Annotated in this window: 22 protein-coding genes; 15 read left to right on the forward strand and 7 right to left on the reverse strand. The window is 66.5% G+C overall.

Annotated features, from left to right (window positions below; all coding sequences use genetic code 11):
- Positions 1–121 precede the first annotated feature (121 nt).
- From AB7F10_RS08545 to AB7F10_RS08555, 3 genes are all read left to right on the forward strand, one after another.
- Positions 122–2032, forward strand: coding sequence for a putative bifunctional diguanylate cyclase/phosphodiesterase (locus AB7F10_RS08545; protein ID WP_428558601.1), 1911 nt, complete (start codon positions 122–124; stop codon positions 2030–2032).
- Between the two features lie 157 nt (positions 2033–2189).
- A complete protein-coding gene (locus tag AB7F10_RS08550; RefSeq protein WP_428558599.1) occupies positions 2190–3362 on the forward strand; it encodes an isovaleryl-CoA dehydrogenase in 1173 nt (390 codons plus the stop codon).
- A 100-nt stretch (positions 3363–3462) separates the two neighbouring features.
- On the forward strand, positions 3463–3750 hold the full coding sequence (locus tag AB7F10_RS08555; RefSeq protein ID WP_428558597.1) for a helix-turn-helix domain-containing protein: 288 nt from the start codon (positions 3463–3465) through the stop codon (positions 3748–3750).
- 129 nt (positions 3751–3879) lie between these two features.
- Here AB7F10_RS08555 and AB7F10_RS08560 read toward each other — a convergent pair whose 3' ends face one another.
- Positions 3880–4704 (reverse strand): FTR1 family iron permease, encoded by an 825-nt coding sequence (locus tag AB7F10_RS08560; RefSeq protein ID WP_428558595.1) that lies wholly within the window; start codon positions 4702–4704, stop codon positions 3880–3882.
- 28 nt (positions 4705–4732) lie between these two features.
- Positions 4733–5071, reverse strand: a complete 339-nt coding sequence (locus tag AB7F10_RS08565) for a cupredoxin domain-containing protein (RefSeq protein WP_428558593.1) — start codon at positions 5069–5071, stop codon at positions 4733–4735.
- 324 nt (positions 5072–5395) lie between these two features.
- On the opposite strand from AB7F10_RS08565, the gene AB7F10_RS08570 reads away from it, so the two are divergent.
- The 7 genes from AB7F10_RS08570 (at position 5396) to AB7F10_RS08600 (ending at position 10261) form a co-directional block, all read left to right on the forward strand.
- Positions 5396–6220, forward strand: coding sequence for an aldo/keto reductase (locus AB7F10_RS08570; protein ID WP_428558591.1), 825 nt, complete (start codon positions 5396–5398; stop codon positions 6218–6220).
- Between the two features lie 21 nt (positions 6221–6241).
- Positions 6242–7063: an aldo/keto reductase gene (locus AB7F10_RS08575; protein WP_428558589.1), complete on the forward strand. Its 822-nt coding sequence runs from the start codon at positions 6242–6244 to the stop codon at positions 7061–7063.
- A 124-nt stretch (positions 7064–7187) separates the two neighbouring features.
- Positions 7188–7766, forward strand: coding sequence for a VUT family protein (locus tag AB7F10_RS08580; protein ID WP_428558587.1), 579 nt, complete (start codon positions 7188–7190; stop codon positions 7764–7766).
- 15 nt (positions 7767–7781) lie between these two features.
- Complete coding sequence (locus AB7F10_RS08585) at positions 7782–8480, forward strand: ribonuclease activity regulator RraA (protein ID WP_428558585.1); 699 nt, start codon at positions 7782–7784, stop codon at positions 8478–8480.
- 119 nt (positions 8481–8599) lie between these two features.
- Complete coding sequence (locus AB7F10_RS08590) at positions 8600–9403, forward strand: YdcF family protein (protein WP_428558582.1); 804 nt, start codon at positions 8600–8602, stop codon at positions 9401–9403.
- Positions 9404–9549: 146 nt separating this feature from the next.
- Positions 9550–9759 (forward strand): hypothetical protein, encoded by a 210-nt coding sequence (locus AB7F10_RS08595; protein WP_428558580.1) that lies wholly within the window; start codon positions 9550–9552, stop codon positions 9757–9759.
- Between the two features lie 79 nt (positions 9760–9838).
- Positions 9839–10261: a rhodanese-like domain-containing protein gene (locus tag AB7F10_RS08600; protein WP_428558578.1), complete on the forward strand. Its 423-nt coding sequence runs from the start codon at positions 9839–9841 to the stop codon at positions 10259–10261.
- A gap of 102 nt (positions 10262–10363) precedes the next feature.
- Here AB7F10_RS08600 and AB7F10_RS08605 read toward each other — a convergent pair whose 3' ends face one another.
- Positions 10364–10714, reverse strand: coding sequence for a DUF3551 domain-containing protein (locus tag AB7F10_RS08605; RefSeq protein ID WP_428558576.1), 351 nt, complete (start codon positions 10712–10714; stop codon positions 10364–10366).
- A gap of 257 nt (positions 10715–10971) precedes the next feature.
- On the opposite strand from AB7F10_RS08605, the gene AB7F10_RS08610 reads away from it, so the two are divergent.
- From AB7F10_RS08610 to AB7F10_RS08625, 4 genes are all read left to right on the forward strand, one after another.
- Positions 10972–11658 carry a glutathione S-transferase family protein gene (locus tag AB7F10_RS08610; RefSeq protein WP_428558574.1) on the forward strand — a complete coding sequence of 229 codons (687 nt, stop codon included), beginning with the start codon at positions 10972–10974 and terminating at the stop codon, positions 11656–11658.
- A gap of 186 nt (positions 11659–11844) precedes the next feature.
- Entirely contained in the window at positions 11845–13026 is a 1182-nt protein-coding gene (locus AB7F10_RS08615) for an NEW3 domain-containing protein (protein WP_428558572.1), read from the forward strand.
- Between the two features lie 4 nt (positions 13027–13030).
- A complete protein-coding gene (locus AB7F10_RS08620) occupies positions 13031–13993 on the forward strand; it encodes an ABC transporter ATP-binding protein (protein WP_428558570.1) in 963 nt (320 codons plus the stop codon).
- The gene (locus AB7F10_RS08625; RefSeq protein WP_428558568.1) at positions 13983–14921 is read left to right on the forward strand and encodes an ABC transporter permease; all 939 of its coding nucleotides are present in this window, start codon (positions 13983–13985) and stop codon (positions 14919–14921) included. The genes AB7F10_RS08620 and AB7F10_RS08625 overlap by 11 nt, the downstream gene beginning before the upstream one ends.
- Positions 14922–15047: 126 nt before the next feature.
- On the opposite strand, the gene AB7F10_RS08630 is transcribed toward AB7F10_RS08625, so the two are convergent.
- Genes AB7F10_RS08630 through AB7F10_RS08640 form a run of 3 tightly spaced genes read right to left on the reverse strand, consistent with a single transcriptional unit; the run spans position 15048 to position 16343 of the window.
- Positions 15048–15518 carry a MaoC family dehydratase gene (locus tag AB7F10_RS08630; protein WP_428558566.1) on the reverse strand — a complete coding sequence of 157 codons (471 nt, stop codon included), beginning with the start codon at positions 15516–15518 and terminating at the stop codon, positions 15048–15050.
- A gap of 37 nt (positions 15519–15555) precedes the next feature.
- Positions 15556–15984: a cupin domain-containing protein gene (locus tag AB7F10_RS08635; RefSeq protein WP_428558564.1), complete on the reverse strand. Its 429-nt coding sequence runs from the start codon at positions 15982–15984 to the stop codon at positions 15556–15558.
- 11 nt (positions 15985–15995) lie between these two features.
- On the reverse strand, positions 15996–16343 hold the full coding sequence (locus AB7F10_RS08640; RefSeq protein WP_428558562.1) for a RidA family protein: 348 nt from the start codon (positions 16341–16343) through the stop codon (positions 15996–15998).
- A 148-nt stretch (positions 16344–16491) separates the two neighbouring features.
- On the opposite strand from AB7F10_RS08640, the gene AB7F10_RS08645 reads away from it, so the two are divergent.
- The gene (locus tag AB7F10_RS08645; RefSeq protein WP_428558560.1) at positions 16492–18099 is read left to right on the forward strand and encodes a carboxyl transferase domain-containing protein; all 1608 of its coding nucleotides are present in this window, start codon (positions 16492–16494) and stop codon (positions 18097–18099) included.
- Here AB7F10_RS08645 and AB7F10_RS08650 read toward each other — a convergent pair.
- Positions 18089–19192, reverse strand: coding sequence for a tellurite resistance/C4-dicarboxylate transporter family protein (locus AB7F10_RS08650; protein WP_428558558.1), 1104 nt, complete (start codon positions 19190–19192; stop codon positions 18089–18091). The two genes, AB7F10_RS08645 and AB7F10_RS08650, sit on opposite strands and share 11 nt — an antisense overlap.
- Positions 19193–19235 lie beyond the last annotated feature (43 nt).

Consider the following 19235-nt stretch of genomic DNA (forward strand, 5'->3'; position numbering starts at 1 on the left):
GTTGGACCTATGCTTTATGCGGCGATTAACGGCCGGTTTACCGTGTTTCCGCACCCCGCATTAACTCTGGAAATTTAGCATGATGGGATCGTAACGCGCGCCCGAGCGCCGGAGTTTTGTTGTGACAGGCGACGCTGACCGCGCGGAGGACCACTCCGAGCAAATGCAGCAGGCGCGGCTCTCGCCGTTTGCCGAGGCGCAGCCTGGCGCGGCCTCGTCCGCGGATTCTGCGTCGGGCCGCGCGCCGCCGGTGGCGCGGCTCATCACCGTCATCGCGGTGGCCGGTGCGCTGGTGCTGCTCACCTTTGCAGTTCTGGGCTATGTCGCGGCCCGTCATCACGACAAGCATGACAGCGAGCGCATGCGCGCGGCGCTGCGCGCCGGCGTCGAGGACGTTCGTCCGCTGCTCAAGGGCGACGAGCAGGTCGACAGCCGGCTGATCGAGCTGCTCGAACGGTCGTCGGGCATTCCCGATCTCAAATTTGAATCCGATCCGGGCGCGCGCGCGGCGAACGCCCAGCCGGTGCTGAATGCCGACGGGCGGATCATCGGGTTTCTGACCTGGAATAAGGAACACGGGCTGTTCGATCTGGTGCGGCCGGTCGCGTTCGCCGCGATCGGTCTTGCGCTGGCGTTGCTGATCGGCGCGGGCGTTGCGGTGCGGCGGCTCCGTCGTCACGTCGCCGCGCTGCGCGAGCAGGAGCGGCGGGCGCGCGCCATTGCCGACACCGATCCCGTCACCGGCCTGCCGGCGGAACAGGCGATGCTGCATCGTCTCGGCGTCGCGCTGGCGAACCGGGAGATTCAGGAGGTCGTCACCTATGCGGTGATCGAGTTCGACGGCATCCACGAGACGCATCACGGCGACGGCGTCGCCAGCGCCGACGAAATCCTGGTCGCGATCTCGCATGAGCTGGCGCAGGCGCTGCCGGACAACGCGGTGCTTGGCCGCGGCCACGGCGACCAGTTCCGCATCATCATCACCGAGACCGCTGCCGTCGCGCCGATCCTGCGCCGCGCGCTGGAGGTGCTGTCGCGGCCGCAGTGGCTTGGCGGTCTCGTGCGCATCGGCGGCCACGCCGGCTACGCGCAGGCGCCGCGCGATGCGGTCGGCCGCGACGACATGGTGCGCGTCGCCGGTCGTGCGTTGAGCGCCGCCGCGCGCAAGGGGTCCGGCACCGTGCTCGGCTACGATCACGCGGTCGAGATGTCGTCGCAGGAGCTTCAGTTCATCCGCCGCGAACTGCCGCGTGCGCTTGCGGCCGGCGACCTCGATCTGCACTACCAGCCGATCGTCACGCCCGACGGCGCGCAGATCACCGGCGTCGAGGCGCTGTGCCGCTGGACGCATCCGGTGCGCGGCAACATTCCGCCGGGCAATTTCATCCCCGTCGCCGAGCAGATGGGCATCATGGACGCGCTCGGCGCATTCGTGCTGCGCCGCGCCCTGAGCGACGCCAAGCGCTGGCCGGACTTCTATGTCGGCGTCAATCTGTCGCCCGTGCAGGTCAAGGGACCGCAGATCGTCGAACTGGTGCGCGATCTGCTGGAGGAAACCCGGCTCGAGCCGTCGCGGCTGATGCTGGAAATCACCGAAGGCGTGCTGGTCGAGAACCCCGACGAGATGATCCGCCGCATCAACGATCTGCGCGCGCTCGGGGTGCGCATCGCGCTCGACGATTTCGGCTCCGGCTACTCCAATCTCGGCTACCTGCAGCGCTTCCCGATCGACAAGCTGAAGATCGACCGCGCCTTCGTGACGCCGCTCGGCCGCACCGCCAATGCCGGCGTCATCATCCAGGCGATCGTCGCGCTCGGCCGCGCGCTCGGCCTTAAAGTTCTCGTCGAGGGCGTCGAGACCGAGGAGCAGCGCGTGCTGCTGCGCATGGCCGGCTGCGACGAGATGCAGGGCTTCCTGTTCGCGCGTCCGGTTCCCGCCAAGGCGATCGACCGGCTGGCCGGCCAGCAATATGCCGCGCAGAACGGCCAGGCCGCCCCGCCGGCCGACACCGAGACCGTGCTGACAGCCTGAGGCATAGCGTTTTCAAGCGAAGTGGATACCGGTTCGCGTCAAGAAAACGCGTCAATTAACAAATGGATTTTTGGCTTTGATTTCATCAAAGCCGAAAACCCCTGTAATCTCGCCCCGTACCGCCATGCGAGAGCGCGGGTTTTACGGGAGCGGGTGGATGATCCCCAACAGCTGGAGCGGTTTCGATTTCGGTCTCGGCGAGGACGCCGACATGCTGCGGCAGTCGGTCAGCGCCTTCGCGGCCGACCGCATCGCGCCGCGCGCCGACGAGATCGACCGCACCAATACCTTTCCGCGCGAGCTGTGGCCGGAGATGGGCCAGCTCGGCCTGCACGGCATTACGGTGGAGGAAGACTACGGCGGCTCGGGTCTCGGCTATCTCGACCACTGCATCGCGATGGAGGAAGTCTCGCGCGCCTCGGCCTCGGTCGGCCTGTCCTATGGCGCGCATTCCAACCTCTGCGTCAACCAGATCCGCCGCAACGGCACCGAAGCGCAGAAACGCAAATATCTCGGCAAGCTGATTTCCGGCGAGCATCTCGGCGCGCTGGCGATGTCGGAGCCGGGCTCCGGCTCCGATGTCGTCTCGATGCGCACGCGCGCCGAGAAGAAGGGCGACCGTTACGTCCTCAACGGCTCGAAGATGTGGATCACCAACGGCCCCGGCGCGGATACGCTCGTCGTCTATGCCAAGACCGATCCGGACGCCGGCCCGCGCGGCATCACCGCGTTCCTGATCGAGAAGGGGATGAAGGGCTTCTCCACCGCGCAGAAGCTCGACAAGCTCGGCATGCGCGGCTCCGACACCTGCGAACTGGTGTTTCAGGATTGCGAGGTGCCGGCCGAGAACGTGCTCGGCAAGGTCGGCGGCGGCGTCAACGTGCTGATGTCGGGCCTCGACTACGAGCGGGTCGTGCTGGCCGCCGGTCCGCTCGGCATCATGCAGGCCTGCCTCGACGTGGTGCTGCCTTATGTCCACGACCGCAAGCAGTTCGGCCAGCCGATCGGCTCGTTCCAGATTATGCAGGCCAAGGTGGCCGACATGTATGTGACGATGAACGCCGCCAAGGCCTACGTCTATGCGGTGGCGCGCGCCTGCGACGCCGGGCGCACCACGCGCGAGGACGCCGCCGGCGCGATCCTCTATGCCGCCGAGGGCGCGACGAAGCTCGCGCTCGACGCCATCCAGTGCCTCGGCGGCAACGGTTACATCAACGAATTTCCCACCGGCCGCCTGCTGCGGGACGCCAAGCTGTATGAAATCGGCGCCGGCACCTCGGAAATCCGCCGCATGCTGATCGGCCGCGAGGTGTTCGAGAAGACGAAGTAGCCGCTCGGCCATTGGCCGATTAACCGCGCCTTAACCATGACTCGGCCAGTGTCTTCGCCCATTGGGCCATGCTGGCCAGACTTCATTTTGGGGGCGGGCGATGATGCGGGTGCGATTGAAGGCGGACGGGCGGATCGTCGAAATCCTGGCTGACGGCAGCGAGCAGGTGATCGACCACAGCGATCCGGCAGCCTTCGTGCGCCATGTGCGCGCGCGCACCGGCATGACGCAGAACGCTTTCGCCGAGCAGATCGAGGTGCCGGTCGAGACGCTGCGCAACTGGGAGCAGGGCAAGCGCAGCCCGCGCGGCCCGGCTCGCGCGCTGCTGAAACTGATCGATCAGGTGCCGTCGGTCGCCTTCGCGACGCTGGGCAAGAAGGCGGGCTAAAAACTTTCCTTTGTCGTTCCGGACGCCACGACAGTGGCGATCCGGAATCCAGAAACACGAAGGCGGTCAATGGTTCTGGATTCCGGGTTCACGCCTTTGGCGTGTCCCGGAATGACGGCTTTTAGTTGGTCACGCCGCCGCGCGTTCCTCGCGCGGCGCGGGCCGCGCGACCCGCATCAGGATCGCCATCGCCGCGAGCGTGGCGAGATAGACCACGATCTGCAATTGCGTCGGCTGTTCCATATAGCCGATCAGCGTGTGCAGCAGCCGGCCGACGAGGCTCTGCTCGGACAACAGCCACGACGTGTCCCAGGCCGTGTCGCCGAGGATCAGCAGATAGCCCGCGGCGTTGACGTATTGCACCGCCTGCGCCGCCATGCCGGCGGCCAGGAGCGCGATCAGCCAGCTCGTCGCGGTGAAGATGTGACGGGCCGGGATCGCGAGCAGGCCGAAATAGGTGAGGGCGGAGAACGCCGCGCCCGCCGCGATGCCGAGCACCGAGCCGGTGAAGGTCGACATGACGGAGGTGCCCGCCATCAGGATGCCGTAGAGGAACAGCACGACTTCCGATCCCTCGCGCAGCACCGCGAGGCCGACGACGATCGCGAGGGCGGCGAGCGAGCGGCTGCCGACGGCGACGTCGTGGCCGAGGCGGCGCATGTCGGCGGCGATCTCACGGCCGTGCCGCGCCATCCAGGCGTTGTGCCACATCAGCATCACGACGGCGATGCCGAGCACCGCGGCGTTGAACAGTTCCTGCCCCGAGCCTTCGAAGGCGCGCGAGATGGTGCCGGCGAAGGCCGCGACCACGCAGGCGCCGAGGACGCCGGCGATTACGCCATAGGCGACGAAACGGCCGCGCCCGGCGACGCCGCGCGTCGCGGCGAGCACGATGCCGACGATCAGGCCGGCTTCGATGACCTCGCGGAAGACGATGATGAGCGCGCCGAGCATGGCGTATCCTTTTGATCTGGGGGGCCGGTTACTCGGCGATCACCGCGCCCTGCGCGGTGGCTTCGTGGAATTCGCCGAAGAAGCCGTAGCGGCCTGGCTTCAGCGGGCCGATGCGTACTGCGCCCTGCGACTTGCCGGCGATGATCTTTTCCACCCGCAGCGACTTGCTTTCGAATTCTTCCGGCGTCGGATCGTCGTTGACGACGGTGACGATGAGCCGCTTGTTGGCGGGCACCTTCACCTCGGCGGGACTGAATTTGTGGTCCTTGATGGTGATGATGATCGCATCATCGTCGTCCGCGGCCACGGCGGGCGCGGCAAGCGTCAATCCTGCCGCGAGCGCCAGCAAAAGGAGCGATGTGCGCATGCGGATTTCTCCCTGTGAACGTCGGAGCGGGCCGCCCCCGGAACGTCGGCTTCCGGAATGTGAATGTGTGGGTCTGATAGAACGTTCGTGGGCAGGATGCAGCAATTTTAGTTTTGAATTGTTCCAGCCTATGCGCGATAGTTCCCAGTCTCGCCTCGAGGTTTCTTGCGATGAGCCAACGGTTATCGGCTCATTCAAACCGGATTGCGTCTTCGGCTGCGGTGCATGAATGGGCGGGCATCGCTGCGGTCATAGCTCACCGATTGGCATGGCTCAGGTGTGCGGGCATCCTTCCGCCGCCTCGTCCGAATTCAGGAGTTCCCGATGCAGAACGTAGACGTTTTTGGCGCAAGCATTCCGATGATCGGCCTCGGCACCATGACGCTCAAGGAAGACGTCTGCGTGCAGGCCGTGAAGAACGCGCTGCAGATGGGCTATCGCCATATCGATACCGCATGGTTCTACGGCAACGAGAAAGAGGTCGGGGAGGGCATCCGCCAGTCGGGCGTCAAGCGCGATGAGATCTTTCTCACCACCAAGGTGCGCGAGACGCATCTGATGGGCGACAAGTTCCGCCAGTCGCTCGACGAGAGCCTCGCCAATCTGAAAGTGCCGCAGGTCGATCTGCTGCTCATTCACTGGAATAACAAGGACGTGCCGTTGAAGGAGTCGATCGGCTCGCTCTGCAAGGCGAAGAAGGACGGCCTCGCCAAGCACGTCGGCGTCGCCAACTTCACCACCGCGCTCCTGAAGGAAGCCTGGGACGTCACCAGCGAGCCGCTGGTCTGCAACCAGATCGAGATGCATCCGCTGATCAATCAGGACAAGGTGATCGCCGCCTGCAAGGCGAAGGGCATGGCGTTGGTCGCCTATTGCCCTGCGGTGCGCGGCAAGGGCACCGGCAACGAGGTGCTGGAGCGGATCGGCAAGGCGCACGGCAAGAGCTGGGTGCAGGTCGCGCTGCGCTTCCTGGTGCAGCAGGGCTTCATCGCCATTCCGCGCACCGCGACGCCGGCGCACATGAAGGAGAACATGGAAGTGTTCGACTTCAAGCTCAGCGACGCCGAGATGACGGAATTGAAGGCGCTCAAGTCCAACCACATGCGTGTCGTCAATCCGCCGCATGCGCCGGTCTGGGACACGCCGTAACGCGGGAGGTTCTGACCCGACATGGCCACCCCCGTCGTCGAAGCCAATGGTGCCCGCATCCCGCTGGTCGGGCTCGGAACATGGACGCTGCGCGGTCGCGATTGCTCGCGCCTCGTCGAGCAGGCGATCCGCATCGGCTATCGTCACATCGACACCGCGCAGATGTACGACAATGAGCGCGAGGTTGGCGAGGGCGTGCGTGCCTCGGGCAAGCGCAGCGAGGTCTTCGTCACCACCAAGATCATTCCGCAAAATCTCGCGCCGGCCGATCTGATCCGCACTACCAAGGAAAGCCTCGCGCGGTTGCGGCTCACCGAGGTCGATCTGCTGCTGATCCACTGGCCGAACCCGCGCATTCCGCTCGCCGAAACCATCGGCGCGCTGTGCAAGATGAAAACCGACGGCTATGCCCGCCACATCGGCGTCTCGAACTTCACCGTCGCGCTGATGGACGAGGCGGTGGCGCTGTCGAGCGAGCCGCTGGTCTGCAACCAGATCGAATGCCACCCGTATCTCGATCAGTCCGTCGTCATCGCGGCCGCGAGCGGGCACGGCATGGCGGTGACCGCCTACAGCCCGATCGCCCGCGGCGACGCCAAGGGCGACGCGCTGCTCACCCGGATCGGCGGCAAATACAACAAGAGCGCGCCGCAGGTCTGCCTGCGCTGGCTGGTGCAGCAGGGCATCGTCGTCATCCCGCGCACCAGCAAGGTCGAGCGGCTCGAGGAAAACCTCGCCATCTTCGATTTCGCGTTGACCGAAGCCGAGATGAACGAGATCGCGGCGCTGGGCGGCCGCAAGCGCCGGCTGGTCGACTGGGCATTTTCGCCCAAATGGGACTGATCTGTCGTCTCATCCCGCGTCTCGTGGGGTTTGCCGCTCGCCGCCATCTGCCCGCTTGCAATCTGCCCGCGTGAGGCTATGCACAGGACCGCGCAAGGCAGGCCCGGGGATCATTGGGGGATTGATGACGCTCGAACGACAGCGGCTGATCGAAGGCTGGATTTTTCTCGTCCTGTTCTGCCTCACCATTCCGGCGGCGAACTGGATGATCGGCCATGTCGGGACCGTCTGCGTCGGCGGCGGCCCGTGCCTGATCCCGGTGCTGCCCAATCCGTTCGGCCCGACGCTGATGGCGCCGTCCGCGGTGGTGATGGTCGGCGTTGCGCTGGTGCTGCGCGACCTCGTGCAGCGCCGGCTCGGCGCCGCGATGGGCGCGCTTGCGATCCTCGCCGGCGCGGCGATCTCGGTCGCGCTCGCGCCGCTGTCGCTGGTGGTGGCGTCGGCCACCGCCTTCATCCTGTCGGAATTCGCCGACTTCGCCGTCTATACGCCGCTCGCGCGCCGGCGGCTGGTGCTCGCGGTCGTCGCGTCGAGCCTGGTCGGCCTTGTGGTCGACTCCATCGTCTTCCTGTCGCTGGCGTTCGGCTCGCTCGATTTTCTCGCCGGGCAGGTTGTCGGCAAGGCCTGGATGGTCCTGCTGTCGATCCCCTTCGTCGTCTGTCTTCGCCGCCGCGATGAGCGCATCGGCCTCACCGCGGCCTGACCGGGAGTTTCACGCATGACCGCCACCATCGAGGCGCTGCGCCATATCACGACGGGCACCATCACCACGATGCTGCTCAAGAAGGGCATCCGCCGCTGCTGGATCGCCGGCGCCATGCCGTTCGGCTTCTCCGGCAAGCGGATCGCCGGGCCGGCCTTCACGTTGCGCTTCGTGCCGGTGCGCGAGGATCTCGCGACGCCGGAAAGCTGGTCGAAGCCGATCTCGACGCGCGGCGCGATCGAAGAAATGCCGGAGGGCTGCGTCGCCATCGCCGACGCGATGGGCGTTTCGACCGCCGGCATCTTCGGCGACATCCTGTGCATGCGCATGGTCAAGCGCGGCGTCGCGGCGCTCGTCACCGACGGCGTGATGCGCGACAAGGAAGGCATCCTGAAAACCGGCATCCCGGTGTGGTGCAACGGCGTTGCGGCGCCGGCCTCCGTCAACCAACTCACCTTCGTCGGCTGGAACGAGCCGATCGCCTGCGGCGACTGCGCGATCTTCCCCGGCGACATCATCGTCGCCGACGACGACGGCGCGGTGGTGGTGCCGCAGGCGCTGGCCGACTTCGTCGCCTCGGAAGGCGCCGAGCACGAGCGGCTGGAGACCTGGCTGGTCGAGGAGGTCGAGAAGGGCGCGAAGCTCCCCGGCCTTTATCCGCCGAACGACGAGAACAAGAAGCGTTACGAGGACTGGAAGAAGCGGCAGGGCTAAGCATACTCCGCTCACCCCCGCGAAAGCGGGGGTCCAGTTTCAATCAATATGGATTCCCGCTTCCGCGGGAATGAGCGGGTTTCATCGACGCTGCAAACCGATCAACGAGCCGGTGCCCGATGTTCTTCATCCTTTCCAAGACCGTCGGCTTCTTCGCGTCGCCGTCCAATCTGCTGATCGTCGCGGCGCTCGCCGGCCTTGTGCTGCTGATGACGCGCTGGCGGCGGACCGGCATCTGGCTCGCCTTTACCGCGATCATGCTGCTCGCGGTCGCGGGCTTTTCCCCGGTCGGCAATCTCCTGATGTCGGCGCTGGAGGAGCGCTTTCCGGCCAACGATCCAGCCTGGGACGCCGCGCGCGGCGAACCGGTCGGCATTGTCGTGCTCGGCGGCGGCATCGCGCCCGAGGTCTCGGCGGCGCGCGGCACCGCGGAACTCACCGAAGCCGGCGAGCGGATGACGGCGGCGGTCGCGCTGGCGCGGCAATATCCGCGGGCGCGCATCGTCTTTTCCGGCGGCAATGGCGGCCTGACCGGCGGCGCGAAGGAGGCGGTGGCCGCGGAGCGGCTGTTCGTCTCGCTCGGTCTGCCGCGCGAACGGTTCGTTCTGGAAGACCGCTCGCGCAACACCGCCGAAAACGCCGCGTTCACGCAGGCGCTGGTGCAGCCCAAGGCCGGCGAGCGCTGGCTGCTCGTCACCTCGGCGAACCACATGCCGCGCTCGATCGGCTGCTTCCGCAAGGTCGGCTTTCCGGTCGAAGCCTATCCGGTCGACTGGCGCACCCGCGGTCCGCAGGACGGCGCCGTTCCGTTCAACCGGCTGTCGGCCGGACTTGCGCGGACCGATACTGCGGTGCGCGAGTGGGTCGGGCTCGTCGCCTACTGGATGACGGGCCGCAGCTCGGCGCTGCTGCCGTCGCCGTAACAAACGCGACCCCGAATCGCAGCGGCCGTCGCCGGCCGAGTCAATCCTGAGCGCGGCTGTGGCGCTCTGCTATCCTCTGGTTATTGAGTCGTGGCGGGTTCGCGTTTCCCGGCGTTTTCCAAATGCCGACGCATGGAGAAATTGCGATGGCCCTTCTGTCCTTGCGGCGCGTTGCCGCCTTCCTGCCCGCGCCTGACACCGGCGCGGACACACCCGACGTGATCCCGGCGCCTGCCAATTCCAACGCTGCGACCGACGCGCGCGCGGAACTCACCGAGCAGGTGACCACCGCGCTCGCCGTGGTGGTCGCGGTCGCGATCGTGCTCAGCATTGCGATGCTGCTCGGCATGACGTGAGCGAATAACCGCCACAATCGTGCGGACATCTGGCGCGCTTCTCCCCCTTCTGTCACGATAGGGAGCAAGGAGACACGCGATGCCGCAAAAGATTACCACCGGGTTCCGCGCGATGGTCGATGAGGCCGAGCGCGAGATCGAGACCATCCCGACCGCGCAGGCCGTCGAGCTTGCCGGCAACGACAATGTCGTGCTCGTGGACATTCGCGATATCCGCGAGCTGTCGCGCGACGGCCGTATCCCCGGCGCGTTTCATTGCCCGCGCGGGATGCTGGAATTCTGGATCGATCCGGCGAGCCCCTATCACAAGGCTGTCTTCGCGCAGGACAAGAAGTTCGTGTTTTTCTGCGCCGGCGGCTTGCGGTCGGCGCTTGCCGCTCACACCGCGCACAAGATGGGCCTGAAGCCGGTCGCTCACATCGCGGGCGGCTTCGGCGCCTGGAAGAAGGCCGGCGGCATCGTGCAGGCGCCTGACGCCATGCCGGGCGAGAACCGCGGCTAATAGCTGTAACGCGCGACACATGAAACGGGCCCGTACCGGATGCCGGCACGGGCCCGAATGATTGTCAAAGGGCCGCTCGGTGCGGCCGCAGGCTTAAGAGCCTTACTGCTTCTTGACCGAGTCCGACTCCTGCTTGATCGGGCTCGACTTCTTCATGTCGTTCTTCATGCCGCCGGATTTCGGCTCCATGGCGTTCGACTTCATGCCGTTGCTCTTGGCGGCGAAGTTCGGGTTCTTGTCGCACTTGCCGCCGCTGCCGCCGACGTCCTTCTGGCAGGCCGCGAGCGTCGGATACTTACAGTTCTTGGAGCCGTCGCGGTCCAGGCAATACTGCCCGTTGGTGGCGCTGGCGCCGCTCTTGGTCATCGTGCCGCTCTTGGTCGTCTGCGCACTGGCAATCGAAACACCGGCCATCAGGGCCGCGGCAGCGGCAAAGGTCACAATATGCTTCATGGGATATCCTCCACTGGGTCAATCGGCCCTCATCAATGACTGGGGCCTTGGCGGCAGAACGCCGTCAGACGTCAACGCATGTGACGCACTCGCGTTCCGTCGTTCGTGAAGAATGGAACCGGTTTGGCGGGGCGATTTGATAGCCCTGAGATGCCCCTGAGGGGATTTATTTGTGGCGGTGATGCCTTCATTCCCATAATTCGCTTGTCGCCGCCGCCGCGCCCCGGCAAATCTGGCGCCAACAGGGAGATGGGGCAGTGGGGCTGACACTCGTCATCGGCAACAAGAATTACTCGTCGTGGTCGCTGCGGCCGTGGATCGCGATGAAGGTCGCGGGCCTCGCCTTCGACGAGATCGTGATCCCGCTCTACGAGCCGGGCAGCGCCGAGAAAATCTTGCAGCATTCGCCGGCCGGCAAGGTTCCCGTGCTGCTCGATAACGGCGTCGCGGTGTGGGAATCGCTCGCGATCCTCGAACATCTCGCCGACCGGTTCCCCGACGCCGGGCTGTGGCCGAAGGATCGCGCCGCGCGCAGCCACGCCCGCGTCGTTTCCTCGGAAATGCATGCGGGCTTCCAGCCGCTGCGCAAGAACTGCCCGATGAATATGTGGCTGCCGCCGCGCCCGCGCGAATTTCCGCCCGAGGTCCATGACAACGTGGCGCGCATCGAGGCAATCTGGCGCGATTGCCGCAAACGGTTCGGCGAGCAGGCCGGCGGTCCCTTTTTGTTCGGCCCGTTCTGCGCGGCGGACGCGATGTATGCGCCGGTGGTCGCGCGCTTCTATAACTTCGCGCTGCCGGTCGCCGACGACACCAAAGCCTATATGGACGCCGTGCGCGCGCTGCCGGCGTGGCGCGAATGGCGTTCCGCCGCGCTCAAGGAGCCCTGGGTCATGTCCAACAATGAGCCGGACTGGCCGACGGTGAACAAGGCGAGCGAGTAGCGCAGGCACGCCCCGCGTCATCGCGCCGCCGCTGCGCGGTCACAGAGTCCCCATTTTCGTCAAATTGTTTCCGCATAGCCTGTCGTGCTCGTTCGCGCCTCGGTTTAAGAGGGGCTGGCGCGTTTCGGCATTCCATTGGGGGCGACATCACGCGGGCCATTTCCGGCCCGCATGGAGTTGCTCGCCATGCTGAACCGATTGATTGCATCCCTCGCTGTCCTTTCCGTCGTCTCCGCCACCGCGATTGCCGCGCACGCGGCCGACAGTCCGCCCGGCGTCAAAGGCATCTATCTCGTTACCGATTATCCGGCCGTCAGCGTGCAGGCGGGAACCACCGCCACCGTCGCGCTGCAACTGCGCAATTTCGACCATGCGCCCGAACGCTTTGCGCTCAGCGTCGACGGCGTGCCGAAAGGCTGGACCGCGACGCTGCTCGGTGGCGGCCAGCCGGTCGCGGCCGCGATGCCGTCGCCGGATTCGTCGGTGTCGTTCAGCCTCCGCCTCGATATTCCGAAGGACGCCACCGCGCCGTCCGCGCCGCTGACGGTGCGGGCGCAGGGGGCGGGTGGTACGGGTGAGACGATCGCGTTGCCGATCAATGTCACGCTCGCCAAGCAGCTGCCGGCCAAGCTCTCGCTCAATGCGCAATTGCCCGAGCTGCGCGGCACGGCGCGCTCGAGCTTCGACTATACGCTGAGCGTCAAGAACGACAGCGGCAAGAAGCTGCTGGTCGGTCTGGCCGCCGACGCGCCGCGCAACTTCGACGTCCAGTTCACCGAAGCCTACGGCACCCAGCAACTGACGGCGGTGCCGGTCGACGCCGGCCAGTCGAAAGACATCAAGCTGAAGGTCACGCCGCCGGATGACGCCAATGCCGGCAGCTACGCCATCACCGCCCATGTCGCCGCGGGCGACGCCAAGGCGCAGGCCGCGATGAAACTCGACCTGACCGGCGAGCCAAACCTCAGCCTTGCCGGCCGCAACGGCATCCTGAGCGCCCGCGCGGTCGCCGGGCGCGAAACCTCGATCCCGATCATCGTCAGCAACGGCGGCACCGCGCCGGCCGAGCATGTGAAACTGTCCGGCACCGCGCCGTCCGGCTGGAAGATCACCTTCGAGCCCGCGATGGTCGACCGCATCGCGCCGAACCAGCATCAGGAGGTACAGGCGTTGCTGACGCCGACCATCAAGACCATCGCCGGCGACTATGTGACGGCGATGCGCGCCGACGCGCGCGGCAATTCCGGCTCGGCCAATTTCCGCGTCACCGTCTCGACCTCGACGGTGTGGGGCGCGGTCGGCGCCGGCATCGTCGGCATCGCGCTGCTGTTGATGGTCGGCGCGGTCGCTCGCTTCGGCCGGCGGTGATGCGATGGAAGACATCGTCATTGCGGCGGAGAGCCTGACCAAGCGGTATGGCTCCGCCACCGTCGTCGACGGGGTGTCGTTCGACATCCGGCGCGGCGAAATCTTCGGCGTGCTCGGTCCCAACGGCGCAGGAAAGACCACCACCATCCTGATGCTGCTGGGCCTGAGCGAGATCACTGGGGGGAAGGCTCGCGTGCTGGGGAGGGATCCGGCACGCGAGCCGCTCTCGGTCAAGCGGCAGGTCGGCTATCTGCCCGACAATGTCGGCTTCTACGACAACCTCTCCGGCGTCGATAACCTGCATTACACCGCGCGGCTGATCGGCATCCCGCACGATCAGCGCTCGCGGCGGATCGCGCAGGCGCTCGAGCGGGTCGGGCTGTCGGACGCCGGGGCGAAGAAGGTCGGCGCCTATTCGCACGGCATGCGCCAGCGTCTCGGCCTCGCCGAGATCGTCATGAAGGACGCGCGCATTGCGATCCTCGACGAGCCGACCAACGGCCTCGATCCGCAGGCGAGCGTCGAGCTGCTGGCGCTGATCCGGTCGCTGAAGGAGAGCGGCGTCACGGTGATGCTCAGTTCCCATCTGCTCGACCGGGTACAGAGCGTGTGCGACCGCGTTGCCTTGTTCAATGCCGGCCGGATTGCGCTGATGGGTTCGGTCGCGCAACTCGGCCAGCAGGTGCTCGGCGGCGGCTTCGCCGTCGAGGTCGAAGCGGCCGGCGGTATCGACCTCAACCGCCGGCTCGCTTCGATCCCGGGCGTGCAGAATCTGACGGTGCGCGACGGCCGGTTCTACCGGCTGTTGTGCAACCGCGACCTGCGGCCGGAAGCGGCGACCGAAGTGCTGGCCGCCGGCGGCAGCCTGTTGCGGCTCGCGCTCGACAAACCGAGCCTCGAGCAGATCTACACCCGCTATTTCGAACAGGCCGCGAGAGAAACAGGGGAGGTGCGTCATGCCGCGTGAGGGAACGCCGTGGCAGGGCCTCGGCATCGTCTGGCTCAAGGAAATGGCGGACCACCTGTCGAGCGCGCGCATGCGCGTGCTCGAATGGCTGGTGGTGCTGACCGCGCTGGCCGCGCTTTACGGCGCGATCCAGAGCGTGCGCGCCACCACGGCGGAGGACCCGTTCGTCTTCCTCAAGCTGTTCACCACCGCGCAGGAACCGCTGCCGTCTTTCGTCGCCTTTCTCGGCTTTCTGGTGCCGCTGATGGCGATCGGGCTCGGCTTCGACGCCGTCAACGGCGAGCATAACCGCCGCACGCTGTCGCGCATCCTGTCGCAGCCGATCTATCGCGACGCGCTGCTGTTCGGCAAATTCCTCGCCGCGCTGGCGACGCTCGCCATCAGTCTCGTGACGCTGTGGCTGCTGGTGATCGGCATCGGCCTGTTCCTGCTCGGCGTGCCGCCGGGCGGAGAGGAGACGCTGCGCATCGTCGCCTTCCTCGGCGTCACCGTCGTCTATGCCGCGGTGTGGCTCGCCTTCGCCATGCTCGCCTCGATCCTGTTCCGCTCGGCGGCGACCGCCGCGCTGGTGACGCTCGGGTTCTGGCTGTTCATGACCGCGATCTGGCCGGCGCTCGCGCCGGCGGTAGCGCAGGCGGCGATGCCCTCCGGCGATCCGGCGGGCGTGCTGGTCGCCGGGCAGATGCTCGGGCGATTGTCTCCCGCCACGCTGTTCGGCGAGACGGTGCTCGCCATCCTGCATCCGGCGACGCGGACGCTCGGTCCCGTCTATATCAGCCAGTTGCAGGGCGCGGTGATGGGCGCGCCGCTGCCGCTCGGCGACAGCCTGCTGCTGGCCTGGCCGCAGATCGTCGGCCTGATCGCGGCGACGATCCTGCTGTTCGCCGCTGGCTACGTGGTGTTCCAGCGGCAGGAGGTGAGGGCGTAGCCCGCACCGTCTTCTAAATTGAGGTGAGAGCCTAAGCGCATCAATCGCGCCAAATTCCGCTCATTCCCGCGAAAGCGGGAATCCAGCTTGGACCCCCGCTTTCGCGGGGGTGAGCGGCTCATTAATTCACTTCGCCGGCCGCCGCCCGACGATGTTGACGGCCGTCATCGACATCACGACCTCGCCGTTCTGGTTGAGCACTTCCATGAAGGTCGTCACCGCGCCGCGGTCGGGCTTCGATTTCGACGGTGTCGCCTTCGTGATCGTCGCGCGGACCGACAGCACGTCGCCCGGCCGCACCGGCTTCAGCCAGCGCAACTCGTCGACGCCGGGCGAGGCCATGCTGGCGTTATGGGTGAGGTAGTGATCGACCAGCATCCGCATCATCAGGCTGCCGGTGTACCAGCCGCTGGCGATGATGCCGCCGAACGGGCCCTTGTCGGCCGCCGCCGGGTCGATGTGGATGCTCTGCGGGTCGTAGCGTTTGGAAAACGCCATCTGCTCGTCGGCATCGACCACGGCGGAGCCGAAGGTGTGGACGTCGCCCTCGACGTAATCCTCGAAATAGCGGGCGTTGATCGGGCTCTTGAACGTCATCCAGAATCCTTTGCGGTGCGTGTCGTAAGGCCGCCGGTCACTTCCACGGACAGGTCAGCGAATTGGTGACGTGCTCGCGGTCCGGCGGCGTGATGGCGATGCCGATGGTGTGATAGGCCAGTTCCGGGTGCGGATTGTGCCCGCGATGGAACTTGGCGATCGGCTCGGAATAACAGTCGCCCGCCTTGCCGCGGATCAGGATGCCTTCCTCGAAATGCGCTTCGAACTCGCCCTGCAGCACGACGAAGAAGGTCGCGCCGTTATGGCAGTGCCAGTTGGTGTAGCCGCCCGGCAGGATCTCGGCGTTGTAGATCTGCACCTTGGCCTGCGGGTCGCGCGGCAGCGAGGCGTAGAGATTGTCGAACAGCATGTTGCGGAAGAACTCCTTGCCGGGCGGCACGATGCCGCCGAGCTTGAGCTTCAGGTCCTTGTAGTTGTCGAGCGTGCCTTGCATGCGTTCCTGCATCGTTGTGTCCCTCACTGCTTTGTCGTCGCCGTCACCACGATCTCGACCATGTGCGGAGGTTCGAGATCGACGCCGAGGCAGGCCCGCATCGGCGGATGGGCGCGATCGACCCATTCGTCCCAGGCCTTGTTGAATTCCTCTTTGCACTTGATATCGCAGATATAGACGATCGCCTGGAGAATCCTGCTCTTGTCGGTGCCGGCCATCGCGAGGCTCTCGTCGATGCGCTGCAGCGCCTTGACCGCCTGCGCGTAGACGGTGGGGTCGGGGTCCGGCGACACCGCGACCGTAAACACCAGCCCGTCATGGACGACGGCGCGGCTGCGGGTCGGGGTCAGTCCCTCGAAACGGGCGATCATCGTGTCTCCTTGCGCGGCTCCGGCGGGCGCAGGATAGCCGATCCCGCGCCGGCGAATCCCGCATTCGGGCCATGTTCCATTGCCTTCCCCGGTGCTCCAAGGCACCCTCCGGACCAGAATCGAGAAGGGTTTCCGGGGGAGGTTTCAGGTGGCGCAAATCGGCACTCCGCTCGACGCCAACGCGGCCGACATCCGCGCCAATGCGGAGCGGATGGCGGCGCTCATCGCGGAGTTGAACGGCCGGCGCGGCGAGGCGGCGCAGGGTGGCCCGCCGCGCGCGCGGGAGCGTCACCTGTCGCGCGGCAAGCTGCTGCCCCGCGATCGCGTCATGACGCTCATCGATCCCGGCGCGCCGTTCCTCGAGCTGTCGCCGCTCGCCGCCGGCGGCCTATATGGCGAGGCGATCCACGGCGCGGGACTGATCACCGGCATCGGTCGCGTCGAGGGCCGTGAATGCGTGATCGTCTGCAACGACTCGACGATCAAGGGCGGCACCTATTTCCCGATGACGGTGAAGAAGCACCTGCGCGCGCAGGAGATCGCGCGCGAGAACAACATGCCGTGCCTTTACCTCGTCGACAGTGGCGGCGCGAACCTGCCGCACCAGACCGAAGTGTTCCCGGACCGCGAGCATTTCGGCCGCATCTTCTACAACCAGGCCACCATGTCGGCCGCCGGCATCCCGCAGATCGCCGTCGTCATGGGCTCCTGCACCGCGGGCGGCGCTTACGTCCCGGCGATGAGCGACGAGACCGTCATCGTCAAGGGGCAGGGCACTATCTTCCTTGGCGGCCCGCCGCTGGTGAAGGCCGCGACCGGCGAGGTCGTCAGCGCCGAAGACCTGGGCGGTGCCGACGTTCACACCCGCAAATCCGGCGTCGCCGATCATCTGGCGCAGGACGACCACCACGCGCTGCAGATCGCGCGCCGCATCGTCGCCAACCTTAATCGCCGCAAGCAGCCGGACATTCCGATGCATCCGGCGCGCGATCCGCTGTTCGACACTGCCGAGCTTGACGGCCTCGTGCCGGTCGATCTCAAGAAACAGTACGACATCCGCGAGGTGATCGCGCGGCTTGTCGACGGCTCGGAGTTCGACGAGTTCAAGGCGCTGTACGGCACCACGCTGGTCACGGGCTTTGCCCGCATCCACGGCATGCCGGTCGCGATCCTCGGCAACAACGGCATTCTCTTCTCGGAGAGCGCGCTCAAGGGCGCGCATTTCATCGAGCTGGCCTGCCAGCGCCGTATTCCGCTGTTGTTCCTGCAGAACATCGTCGGCTTCATGGTCGGCCGCGACTACGAGGCCGGCGGCATCGCCAAGGACGGCGCCAAGCTCGTCACCGCGGTCGCCTGCGCGCAGGTGCCGAAGATCACCGTTATCGTCGGCGGCAGCTACGGCGCGGGAAACTACGGCATGTGCGGGCGCGGTTACTCGCCGCGCTTCCTGTTCACCTGGCCGAATTCGCGCATCTCGGTGATGGGCGGCGAGCAGGCGGCCTCGGTGCTCGCGACCGTCCAGCGCGACAATCACGAGGCGGCGGGCCGCGAGTGGAGCGCCGAAGCTGAGGAAGCCTTCAAGGCGCCGATCCGCGAGCAGTATGAGGAAGAGGGCAATCCCTATTACGCCACCGCGCGGTTGTGGGATGACGGCATCATCGCGCCGTCGGAAACCCGCCGCGTTCTGGCGCTGGCCTTCTCCGCCGCGCTCAATGCGCCGGTGCCGGAGACGAAGTTCGGCGTGTTCAGGATGTGACGCGCGCGCTGGCGCGGAGGCTCTGCGCCACCGACCACGCCAATCCCATCGCCGTCGCGATCCACGCCGCGAGCGCGATCCACACCATGCCTTGCGACAGCACACGCAGCAGCGGCACGCCGGCGGCGAGTGAGAGCCGCAGGCTCGCCAGCGCGAACATGCCGAGCGGAAACACGAGGCTCCACAGCATCGGCGTGTAGCGCAGCGGCACCCGGCAGGCGCCGTGCTTCCACAGGCCGAACAGCACCAGCAGCGGAATCCAGAACGTCGCCCAAGCCCAGGCGATCAGCGTCACGCCGTCGATGAAGGGGCGCATCGCGTGGAGATAGGGCAGCCGGCTGTCGGTCAGGATCAGCATCGCGCCCGCATTGGTCGTGATCGCGGCCGCGCCCATCACCACCCACAACAGCGGCGTGATGTCGTCCGGCGCGACGTCGATGAAGAACACGCGCTGCGCGAACAGCACGATGAAAATGCCGTAGAGCGCAAGCCCGACGCCCCACAGCATGTGGATCAGCACGAAGATCGTCGGCGCCGCGCTGCCCGCGGCCGGCGCGACCTGCGTGCCGAGCACGACGAGGGACTGGGTGCCGACGATGGCGATCAGCCAGCCGCCATGCACGACATTGGCGCCGTGCGCGGTGTTGAGGAAGATCAGCACGCCGAAGCTGAGATAGATCAGCACGACCCACAGGCCGAGCGCGGCCGCCCACATTGACAGCGCAAGCCCCTCGTGCCCCCGCACCAGAATGCCGAAGCCGAGCACGTCGGTCGCCGCGACCAGCGTGAAGAAGGCAAAGGTCAGTTGCGGGCTGGTGAGGTCGGCCCACAGCGCTCGCGGCGCGCGCACCAGCCGCGCCGCGGTGGCGGCGATGAGCCAGGCATAGGCGGCGACGTTGATATCGAACAGCACCTCGGAGATGCCGTGCATGCCTTCGAAGTAAAAGGCGTTGGAGATGATGCCGGTCGCCATCACCAGCGCGAAGGAGCCCGGATAGAGCGTGTCGATCTGGCGGCCGAGCCAGCCATGATGCCGTCCTGCCGGCGCGGGCGGGCGAGGGTCTCCGGGAGGTCTGGCGGCAGATTGGCGCATGGCGGCGGCGAGACAGGCTGTCGAATCGGCCTTACCCTAACAC

It is taken from the genome of Pseudolabrys sp. (genome assembly GCF_050250095.1).
Lineage (GTDB): Bacteria > Pseudomonadota > Alphaproteobacteria > Rhizobiales > Xanthobacteraceae > Pseudolabrys.